10 protein-coding genes are annotated in these 9,998 nt (G+C 55.2%); 7 read left to right on the plus strand and 3 right to left on the minus strand.

Translation table 11 applies throughout. The annotated features are described in order from the left end of the window. Positions 1–44: 44 nt before the first annotated feature. Positions 45–1,457: an MFS transporter gene (locus tag G0Q00_RS15625; protein ID WP_163041035.1), complete on the minus strand. Its 1,413-nt coding sequence runs from the start codon at positions 1,455–1,457 to the stop codon at positions 45–47. 276 nt (positions 1,458–1,733) lie between these two features. On the opposite strand from G0Q00_RS15625, the gene G0Q00_RS15630 reads away from it, so the two are divergent. Beyond that, positions 1,734–2,432 (plus strand): cyclic nucleotide-binding domain-containing protein, encoded by a 699-nt coding sequence (locus G0Q00_RS15630; protein WP_163041038.1) that lies wholly within the window; start codon positions 1,734–1,736, stop codon positions 2,430–2,432. A gap of 28 nt (positions 2,433–2,460) precedes the next feature. Here the strand turns inward: G0Q00_RS15630 and G0Q00_RS15635 are convergent, their stop codons facing one another. After that, positions 2,461–3,021 (minus strand): glucokinase, encoded by a 561-nt coding sequence (locus tag G0Q00_RS15635; protein ID WP_370458594.1) that lies wholly within the window; start codon positions 3,019–3,021, stop codon positions 2,461–2,463. 228 nt (positions 3,022–3,249) lie between these two features. Beyond that, positions 3,250–4,170, minus strand: coding sequence for a LysR family transcriptional regulator (locus G0Q00_RS15640; protein ID WP_163041040.1), 921 nt, complete (start codon positions 4,168–4,170; stop codon positions 3,250–3,252). A 169-nt stretch (positions 4,171–4,339) separates the two neighbouring features. On the opposite strand from G0Q00_RS15640, the gene G0Q00_RS15645 reads away from it, so the two are divergent. The 6 genes from G0Q00_RS15645 to G0Q00_RS15670 all read left to right on the plus strand — a co-directional run bounded on the left by G0Q00_RS15645 (position 4,340) and on the right by G0Q00_RS15670 (position 9,744). After that, entirely contained in the window at positions 4,340–5,353 is a 1,014-nt protein-coding gene (locus G0Q00_RS15645; protein WP_163041042.1) for a TRAP transporter substrate-binding protein, read from the plus strand. Between the two features lie 70 nt (positions 5,354–5,423). Next, the gene (locus G0Q00_RS15650) at positions 5,424–5,960 is read left to right on the plus strand and encodes a TRAP transporter small permease (RefSeq protein ID WP_163041044.1); all 537 of its coding nucleotides are present in this window, start codon (positions 5,424–5,426) and stop codon (positions 5,958–5,960) included. Between the two features lie 22 nt (positions 5,961–5,982). Further along, on the plus strand, positions 5,983–7,323 hold the full coding sequence (locus tag G0Q00_RS15655) for a TRAP transporter large permease (RefSeq protein WP_163041048.1): 1,341 nt from the start codon (positions 5,983–5,985) through the stop codon (positions 7,321–7,323). Between the two features lie 15 nt (positions 7,324–7,338). After that, on the plus strand, positions 7,339–7,848 hold the full coding sequence (locus G0Q00_RS15660; protein WP_163041050.1) for a universal stress protein: 510 nt from the start codon (positions 7,339–7,341) through the stop codon (positions 7,846–7,848). Between the two features lie 12 nt (positions 7,849–7,860). After that, on the plus strand, positions 7,861–8,247 hold the full coding sequence (locus G0Q00_RS15665) for a nuclear transport factor 2 family protein (protein WP_163041052.1): 387 nt from the start codon (positions 7,861–7,863) through the stop codon (positions 8,245–8,247). A gap of 90 nt (positions 8,248–8,337) precedes the next feature. Beyond that, complete coding sequence (locus G0Q00_RS15670; protein ID WP_163041054.1) at positions 8,338–9,744, plus strand: FAD-binding oxidoreductase; 1,407 nt, start codon at positions 8,338–8,340, stop codon at positions 9,742–9,744. Positions 9,745–9,998: the final 254 nt, after the last annotated feature.

Raw genomic sequence — 9,998 nt, forward strand, 5'->3', positions numbered from 1 at the left:
TTTGGGCGGGCCACCGGGACGGGCGGCCCACCATTGTTCTTTGCTCAGATTTTTTCGGCGTGCGTGCTGTTGTATTTGTCGATCACAGCGCGCGATTCATTCACTGCGTTCACGGCACGGGCGGCGCGAAGCTCCAACCCGTCAAGCTGGGCTTTCTCAAAGAGCGCCTTTTCCTCGGCTTCTTTCTCAGGCGAGAAGCGGACGAATAGAGCCAGAACCGAGGCACAACAGACCAAGATGCCGATCACGAAGAAGGCGTTGTTCCAGGCCATCTCGCCTTTGAACAGGAAGCCTGCAGCCACCGCACCGGCGTTACCACCAGCACCTACGATGCCCGCCACCGCGCCCAGCGCTTTCTTGTTGACGAAGGGAACGACCGAATAGGTTGCGCCTTCCGACATCTGCGTGAACAGCGAGAAGATGATCAGCATCGGGATCGCCAGGAACAGCACGTCCATGCGGCTGAACAGCATCAGGGCAAGACCCTCGCCAAGCAGCACGATGAACAGCCAGAAGGTCCGGCCACGCAGGCCCCAGAGCGCTGCAAAGTTGTCGCCAAAGATGCCGCCTAGTGTACGGGCGAAGATGTTCATCAAACCGAACGAAGCAGCGATCAGACCGGCCGTTACCAGCGTCAAACCATCAAAGTAGTCATAGAAGTACAGTGCGGCGACGTTGTTGACGGTCAGTTCGATGCCGAAGCAAGCAGCATAGATGAAGAACAGAACCCAAACGCGATAGTCAGCCATCGCCTTGAAGTACGAGCCTGTGACTTTCTTTTTGTCTTCAAGCTGGCCCTTCTCGCGCAGCTCTTTGAAGTTCCCGTCAGGGGCGTCTTGCGTCAGGAAGAAGTACGCGATGCCGACCACGAAGATCACACAGCCAACAACGACCATCGACAGGCGCCAGCTGGAGGCATCCGTGAAGCCCAGCGTGATGAAGATCGAGAAGACCAGCGGCATGGCAAACTGCGTGACACCGCCACCTAGGTTACCCCAGCCAGCGCTGGTTGCGTTGGCCGTACCAACGACGTTCGGCGCAAACATGACGGTGGTGTGATACTGAGTGATCACGAAGGCCGCACCGATCATACCGATCAGCAAGCGGAAGAACATGAAGCTTTCGAAGCTATCGGCCAAGCCAATCCCGGCCACCGGGAAGGCACCGAGGATCAACAGCCAAGTATAGGCCAGCCTCGGACCGATCCGGTCACACAGCCAGCCAATAAAGAAGCGTCCGACGATCGTCATTGCTACCGAAGCAATGATCGACCAACCGACTTGCGATTTCGTTAACCCAAGCTCATCGCGCACGACGATCATCAAAGGCGCGATACCGAACCATGCAAAGAAGCACGAAAAGAACGCAAACCACGTCATGTGGAAGGTTCTGATTTGCACCATTCGGACGTTGAAGAAGTTACTCCAAAGGCTTGTGGCCTTATTCTGAATTTCCATTTCCTTTGTCCCCTTTTCGACCCTCAGTTCTGACCCTTTCAGGATAGGCCTGTGGTCGTTTTCGATGGGGTCACCGTCTGCGAGGACTGCGCAGTTTGTTTTGATCCAAGTCAAAAAATATAAATTGTCTTTTAAAATAAACCACTTAACAAAATCCCTCAAGCCGACCACTTCTGAACTGCAAGTTGAAGGCAGAAAGAAAACAAACGAAGGTTTGACATTTATCAATCACTGCAGTTAAGAATTTTTCAAAATCAGAAAGCCAGTAAATCCACCATGCCCGAATCGCATCGACCAGATATTCGCAAGCTCGACCTGTTCTCGGAGATGTCTGACGAGAACTTCCAGTCGTTGATGCACGCGTCCTATCTGCAGACGTTTCCGCCGCAGATCGAGCTGATCACGGAAGGCGATGCCAGCGACTTTCTGCATGTCGTCGTTGACGGCTCGGTCGAACTGTTCGCCCGCTGGAACAACCGCGAAACCAGCGTGGCTATTGTTCGTCCGATCTCGACCTTCATTCTGGCGGCCACGTTGCGCAACGCGCCAAACCTGATGTCCGCGCGCACGCTCGAGAAAAGCCGCGTCGTTCTGATCCCAAGCGAGGACGTGCGCCGGATATTTGACGCGGACAACAACTTCGCGCGGGCCATCGTAAGCGAACTGGCCTCAGGCTATCGCGCGTCAATCAAGAAGACCAAAGACCTGAAACTGCGCACATCGCTTGAACGGCTGGCCAACTACCTTTTGCGCCAACAGATACGCGAAGGCGGCGGGCCGGAGTTTGAATTGCAGACCGAGAAAAAGCGGCTTGCATCCTATTTGAACATGACCCCCGAGAACCTGAGCCGTGCGTTCAAATCGCTAAAACCCTATGGCGTTGAGGTTAACGGCAGTAAGATCACGATCTCGAACCAGCCGGATCTTGTGAAATTCGCCCGTCCAAGCCCGCTGATCGACGATAAAACTGTATAGCCTGCTGCCCCTTCGGGCCAAACAGAACCTAGCGCGCGAAGACCGCGCACCCTTTCAGTGCTGCGGCATCATCCAGGATCGAGTGTACCGGTACCGGGTGCGCGTTATTCAGGGCAAACGGTTCACGAACGATGTCGACAAAGGCCGCCTTGGCAGAGGTCGACAGAAGATGCCGCGCGACACCCCCGGCAAAGAAGATCCCCCGTCTGGGCAGAAAGGCCAAGATCAGGTTTCGTGTCAGAACCGCGAGTAGCTGCGCGTAGAAGACCTGAAATTCCTGTTTCACAGAGGTTTGCAATGCCGTGGTGCCATTCGTCACCGGCACGGCCCTCGCCTGTTCCAACGCATAGAGGGCGGCATAGCCTCGGCCCGAAAACACCTCTTCGATGGTTGTGAGCTTCTCGGCCTGCGCTCCAAAACGTGCGGACAGTTTGGCTGCAATGTCAGCAGGAAGGAAGATATGCCCGTATTCCACATCCAACTGCGCCACCCTGCCCTTCGATATCACCACCGGAGAGACGTTGAACCCGGTCCCGATCCCGACCACCAAAGCCTGTGCTTCGTCCATGGGGCTCTCACCAAGCGACACCAAGGGATCAAGACTTTCGAGCCCGAGGAAAACGCTGGCTTGTCCAAGCGTCTCGAAATTTGCGGAAACTAGGTCCGATTCCCAACAGCCAGCACATGGCGGACGTTGTGCGTGTGCCTAACGTCAGCGCCTATTGGGCCAATTAGGGCAATTTGATTAGAGAGAACTCTTGGCTCATCATAACCACCAAGGAGTGGTAGAGGAGAAATCCGATGCAACCAGCACAGCCTACTTTGAATGCTGTTGCTCAAGCGTTTGCAGAAACAAAGACGTAATCCGGTTGGGATTTGGCCTGCGCCGCGTGACCGCGCAGAAGGTCGTGCGATAGTAAAGCTGGTCCGGTAGAATGGGCCTCATGCTTCCACGTTGTTCGAAAATTCTGGCAAGGTGATCTGGAAGGAAACCGATATAGCGTCCAGACAGGATCAAAATGGACAAAGCGTGTTCGCTTTGAACCTTGGCCGAACGACGCAGTCCGAGCTTCTGCCCCACATGCAGGTTGGGTGAGTTTACGCTGATGCCCGCATAGTTAGTCCGGCGCACGTCAGCCAATGACAGACCAGCATCACTGCGCTGGAAAAACTCGTGGTCCCTGCCGCAATACACATACATGTTCTCGCCATAGATCGGCACATAGTTCAGGCTGGGCGAGGGCCGGTGCTGTGCGATGATGCCGATATCCAGTTCTCCTCCGATGACTTTGGTTTCAATGGCGGTCGGCGGTTCGATCGACAGGTCGATTTCTACGTTCGGCGCAGCCAGGTTAAACGCCGCGATGGACTTTGCCAGATTCACCTCGGGGTTCGAGGCACACTGGTCGAAAAACGCAATGCGGATGGTGCCGACCAGTCTCTTCTTGATCTCATTCACCTCGGCGCGGAAATCCGAAACGCTGCCCAAAAGACCGTCCGCCGCTTCAAGAACCTTTGCGCCGTCTTCGGTCAACGCGAATCCAGCCGGTCCCCGGTTGCACAATCGCAAGTCCAATCGGTGCTCAAGGTCTGAAAGATGTTTCGAAATGGTAGATCGACCGATGTTCAATTCGGTTTCGGCAGCGGCCAAACCACCACTTTCGACCACCGATTTGAAGATCCGTAGCAGTTTAAGGTCGGCATCGCCGATATTATTAACAAGTGAATTCCGTGCCATAGTCATGTTCGCAATATGTGAAACTTTGCGCGCATAAGTTTATATTTTTGAAACGTTAATGACAACCTACCCTCTTAGGACCGAGGCGAACGGGATCATTGAAAGCGCATGAGGAGAGCGCGTTCCGATGTCGCCCGATCATCCAAGATGACAAACCGGGAGGATATCCATGTCATTTCTCAAGAAAGTCTGCACCCTGACCGCAGCTGTATCTGTCACCGCTCTGCTGGCCACTGGCGCAGCCCAGGCGAAAGACTTCAAGATCGCAGTTGGTGACGGCGCAGGCGGCACTCAAGAAGCGCTGGGCAAGGCATTTGTCGCGGCTTTGGAAGAAAACACCGGCGGCAAGCACACCGCATCCCTGTTCCTGAACGGCCAGCTGGGCTCGGAACAAGACACCGTGAACGACGCAGCGATCGGCACGCTGGATTTCTCGATCCTGGCCATCAACAACGTCACCCCGTTCTCGCCGACCGTTGGCACACTGACGCTGCCTTACATGATCCTGAGCCTGGAAGATGCCGAAAAGCTGACCCAAGGCCCGGTTGGTCAGGAACTGATCGAAAACACCATTCGTGACGCTGGCGTCCGTATCATCGGCTGGGCCTATTCGGGCTTCCGCGTACTGACCAACTCGAAGCACCCGGTGACCACCGTGGCCGACCTGTCGGATCTGGTCATCCGGACGCCGAAGAACGAAATCATGATCGCCACCTACCAGTCCTGGGGCGTGAACCCGACGCCGATGGCATGGTCGGAAACCTTTGCTGGTCTGCAGACCAAAGTTGTTGATGGTCAGGACAACCCCTACATCACCAACTACGCAATGAAGTTTGATGAAGTTCAGACTTACGTCACCAACCTGCGTTACCTGTTCTCGATTGAACCGCTGATCGTGTCGGAAGCCGTGTTCCAGGACATGTCGGCTGAAGATCAGGCTGCCGTTCTGGCCGCTGGCGAAGCCGCGACCACATTCTCGGCACAGTATCTGCGTGATGAAGAATCCAAGATCAAAGTCGTACTGCAAGAGCGCGGTATGGAGATCTCGGACCCTGCAGATGGCGAAGCTGAATTCATCAAGCTGGCCACCGAAGCTGTCTGGCCGAAGTTCTATGACTCGGTTGGTGGTATCGAAAAGCTGAACGCTGCTCTGGCCGAAATCGGCCGTGATCCGGTTCAGTAATCAATACATGCGTCCATAAAAATAATCGGAGAAGCGTGCTGCGCTTCTCCGAACAGGTGAGGAGAACGCAATGTTTTGGAAATTTCTAGACAACATCGAAAGCATCATTTGCCGCTTTCTGTTGTCGGGCTTTGTTTTGCTGCTGTTCGTGCAGATCTTGTCGCGCGAACTGTTTGGATATTCCTTCAGCTGGATCGAAGAGCTGTCGGTTTACATGTTTGTTTGGTTCGTCTTCTTCGGCGCAAGCTATGCTGCGTTGAAAAGCGCCCATAACCGGGTCACGTTCCAGTTTAAGTTCTTGCCCGCCCGCTACATCAAGTGGATCGAGGCCTTTGCGGATCTCTTCTGGATCTTCTTCAACGTCTATTTCATCTACCTTGCCTACGACTTCGTGTTCAATCGCATGAACAAGTTCTGGAAATCCCAGACTTTGGGCATCGAGATGAAGTACATCTACATGGTTTTGCCGGTCGCCTTCACCCTGATGACGATCCGCATCCTTCAGGTGAACTACAAGAAACTTATCCGTGGCGACGATATCGCCGATCCCGACCAGATCGACCTTGATGAGATCAAGGCGAACTCTGATGCGGACAAAAACGCGTAAGCGGCTCTGAAGGGATAGAACCATGGAAACTCAAATCGTTACACTCCTTTTCGGATCGTTCCTCGGGCTGTTGCTGCTGGGCGCTCCGATCACCGTGGCACTTGGTGTCTCGTCGCTGATCTCGTTCCTGTATCTGGATGAGAACCCGATCAAATTTGTGCAGATCGCCTTTACCTCGGTCGGGTCGTTCCCGCTGATGGCGCTGCCTGCCTTCATCCTTGCTGGCGCCCTGATGGAAGCCGCGGGTATCTCGAAACGCCTGATCAATGTGGCTGAAAGTCTGGCTGGTCCGTTCACCGGTGGTATCTCGGCAGCGACGGTTATGGCCTGCCTGTTCTTCGGCGCGATCTCGGGCTCGGGACCGGCCACCACCGCTGCCGTCGGGATGCTGATGATCCCGGCCATGATCGAACGTGGCTATGGACGAGGATACGCGTCGGCGATCACCGCATCGTCTGGTGGCCTTGGCATCATCATTCCGCCCTCGATCCCGATGGTTATCTTCGGCATCGCTGCCCTTGGTATGGCGCCGCCGCCGGAAGCGGTCGAGAAGTTCGGCACCTTCCAGTCCGTTTCGATCTCGAAACTGTTCATCGCCGGTTTCGTGCCTGCCTTCCTGATCGCCTCAAGCCTTCTGGTTATGAACTACATCTTGTCGAAAAAGCGCGGCTTCAAAGGCTCGGCTGAGGGCTGGTCCCCACGTGGCGTGCTGTGCGAGATGTATCGCGGCTTCTGGTCGCTGATGGCACCGTTGGTGATCCTCGGCGGTATTTATTCCGGCTTCTTCACCCCGACCGAGGCCGCCATTGTTGCGATCTTCTACACGCTCGTCGTGGGCGTGGTCATCTATCGTGAATTGACATGGGCATCGCTGTTCCAGTCGCTGGAAAGCACCACATGGCTGACCGGTCGCGTGCTGCTAATCCTGTTCACCGCGACCGTATTCGGACGCCTGCTGGTGGAAAACAAGATCCCTGCGATCATTGCTGACAACATGCTTAGCTTCACCGACAACCTCTATGTCATCTGGGCGCTGATCATCTTCTTCCTGCTCTTCGTGGGCATGTTCATGGAAACCCTCGCCACGATCCTGATCCTGGTGCCGGTAATGCTGCCCGTGGCCTATTCGGTCGGTATTGATCCAATCCACTTCGGCGTGGTGATGGTCTGTACTTTGGGTATTGGCTTCCAAACGCCGCCGCTGGGCGAGAACCTGTTCATCGCGTCGGGGATATCCAACATCACGATCGAGAAGATCTCGATCCGTGCGTTGCCCTTTGCCGCCGTGAACACGATCGCAATCTTCATTATCGCGTTCTTCCCCGAGCTCTCGCTCTGGCTGCCGCGCTTCTTTGGCTATTGATGAAAGGATAACGTCATGCAGAAACTGATCACCAATATCCTTTTTGCCACGGACCTGTCGCAAAACTCGAGCCATGCGCTTCGCCATGCGGCGTGTATTGCAAAGGCGACCGGCGCGGAAATTCATGTCCTGCACGTGAACGAGCCGATGTCCGAAGACGCGCGCGTGGCGATCGAGATGTTCGTCCTGAACGAAGAGACCCGCAAGACGGCTCAGAAGCGTCGCCATGACATGGTGAAAACAATTCTGGCCGAACGGCAGGCGCGTTTTTGGGCAAATTTCGAAGGCGAAGATGCCCAGATCCGCGACCTCGTCACTTCCGTGGAAGTAACCGATGGCCACCCGGCTGAAGTCATCCTGCGCCGCTCGAAGGAAATGGGCTGTGACCTGATTGTCCTAGGCGCGCATGACCACGGGTTCTCGCACACTTTCCTTGGCTCGGTGGCCAAGCGGGTGCTGCGCAGATCTCACATCCCAACCCTGATTGTTCCTTATCTGGGCGATCAGGATCCCCTTAAAGACTGAAAGACCTGACCTATGACCAAGACCCTGACTGCCCAAGATCTGGCCGATACCTTTGACGCGTTCAACCGCCACGATGTTGACGCGGTGATGACCCACTTCGCCGACGATTGCGTGTTCTACACCGTTGCTGGTGACGAGAAATACGGCAACAAAATCGAAGGTGCCGAAGCCATCGCCAACGCTTTCTCCGCCGTGTGGGCCGGGATGAAAGACGCGCACTGGGATCACCACTCGCATTTCGTGCACGGCGACCGTGCCGTCAGCGAATGGACCTTCTCGGGGACCGATGCGAACGGGATGCGGATCGAAGCCGAAGGGGCTGACCTGTTCACCCTGCGTGACGGTCAGATCATCGTGAAACAGGCGCTTCGAAAGACGCGCCCCATGTTCAAAGCCTAAGCCCGGAGCGCGACCCGCGCCTCTAACGTCCGGGCCCCTCAAACGGCCCGGATATTTCTTTCTTCAACCCCTGTTTCGGGAGTGTCCCTCATGGTTGACCATACCCTTCCCCGTCACTGGCCTAAGTCCAGCTATGACCCGAAATACGATCCGATCATCGATGCGGGTCCTGGTCACAATCGTGACCACGCACCAACATACTGGATCGGCACCGCAGGTGAACCGCCCGCAGATGACGGGCCTGTTTCGTCGGATATGGATGTCGATGTTGTTGTTGTCGGCTCGGGTTACACTGGCCTGTCCACGGCGATCCATCTGGCCAAGGAATACGGTATTCAAGCGGTTGTGCTTGAAGCCAACACGGTGTCCTGGGGCTGTTCAACCCGCAATGGTGGGCAGGCACAGATTTCTTCCGGTCGCCTGAAGCGCTCTCAGTGGATTCAGCGTTGGGGTGTGGATGTTGCCAAAGGCATGCATCGTGAAGTCACCGAGGCATTCGAGCTGTTTGAAGACCTGATCGCGCAGGATGATATTGACTGTGACCCGCAGACCGGGGGCCACTATTATATCGCACACCGCGAGAAGGTGATGCCGAAGTTGGCCAAGGAAGCCGCTCTGTTGAACGAAACCTTCGGCTATGGCGCGCGGATGATCAGCCGTGAGGAATTGCACGAAAGCCATGTGAAAGACCAAGAAGCCGCAGGTGCCATGTGGGAACCAGACGGAACCTGCATCCATGCAGGCAAGCTGGCCTTTGGATATGCGAAAATGGCCCGCCGTTTGGGCGTGAAGATCCATACCGGTAGTCCGGTTCTGGGGTGGGAAACCAAAGGCAACGTGCATCACCTGCGTACCCCCGGCGGGATTGTCCGGGCGAAGTCCGTGGCGCTGGCTACGGCCGGGTATACACCTCCGGGCCTCAACAAGAAAACCAAGCATCGTTTGATGCCGATTCTGTCCAACTCCATGGTCACCCGTCCGCTTACTGAGAGCGAGTTGAAAGAGTGTGGAATTCATACAAAATCGCCACTAACGGACACCCGCACTTTGCGCCACTATTACCGCCTGCTTCCCGACAATCGGATGCAGATTGGGTCGCGCAGTGCTGTTACCGGACGGGATGCTGAAAATGGCAAGCATCTTGAGATGCTCAAGGCTGGTCTGGCGCGCAAGTTCCCCGCGCTCGAGGATATCAATCTTGACTACTCTTGGTGGGGGTGGGTGGATGTAAGTCACGATATGATGCCGCGCATCTTCCAGCCGAACTCTGAAGAAAAAATTTACTATGCAATGGGTTATGGCGGAAATGGTGTGATGTACTCGGCTCAGGCTGGCCGACGCATGGCGCAGCTTGTCGCAGGTGACAAATCGGATAAGGCATTCGATCTGCCGATCTTCACTTCACCCTTGCCGAGCCACGGTTTGCTTACGCCGTTCCGTCGGATGGGACAGAGATTTGCCTATGTTTGGTATTATCTCAACGACGAGGTTCTATAATCGGATCACAGCAGCAGGTGTAGACCACATTGCGTGACCTCACCTGGGAATAAATCCCAACTGGATATAATTCGAAATCCAGTTTGGCCCTACTTTCAGGGGCGAAATTGCCCCCTTAACAGACACAAACACTGAAAAAAGCTGCCGCTGTATGTCAGCGACCAACAAAAGGATCAGCACAATGAAGATGACCACGGAAGAAGCGTTCGTAAAAGTGCTTCAGATGCATGGGATTGAGCATGCGTTTGGTATTA

It is taken from the genome of Aliiroseovarius sp. PrR006, from assembly GCF_010500215.1.
GTDB lineage: Bacteria > Pseudomonadota > Alphaproteobacteria > Rhodobacterales > Rhodobacteraceae > Aliiroseovarius.

Coding starts and splice junctions, on each gene's coding strand:
- G0Q00_RS15660 (WP_163041050.1), top strand. CDS start 7,339: ATGCAGAAACTGATCACCAATATCCTTTTTGCCACGGACCTGTCGCAA.
- G0Q00_RS15640 (WP_163041040.1), bottom strand. CDS start 4,170: ATGGCACGGAATTCACTTGTTAATAATATCGGCGATGCCGACCTTAAA.
- G0Q00_RS15665 (WP_163041052.1), top strand. CDS start 7,861: ATGACCAAGACCCTGACTGCCCAAGATCTGGCCGATACCTTTGACGCG.
- G0Q00_RS15645 (WP_163041042.1), top strand. CDS start 4,340: ATGTCATTTCTCAAGAAAGTCTGCACCCTGACCGCAGCTGTATCTGTC.
- G0Q00_RS15630 (WP_163041038.1), top strand. CDS start 1,734: ATGCCCGAATCGCATCGACCAGATATTCGCAAGCTCGACCTGTTCTCG.
- G0Q00_RS15670 (WP_163041054.1), top strand. CDS start 8,338: ATGGTTGACCATACCCTTCCCCGTCACTGGCCTAAGTCCAGCTATGAC.
- G0Q00_RS15650 (WP_163041044.1), top strand. CDS start 5,424: ATGTTTTGGAAATTTCTAGACAACATCGAAAGCATCATTTGCCGCTTT.
- G0Q00_RS15655 (WP_163041048.1), top strand. CDS start 5,983: ATGGAAACTCAAATCGTTACACTCCTTTTCGGATCGTTCCTCGGGCTG.
- G0Q00_RS15625 (WP_163041035.1), bottom strand. CDS start 1,457: ATGGAAATTCAGAATAAGGCCACAAGCCTTTGGAGTAACTTCTTCAAC.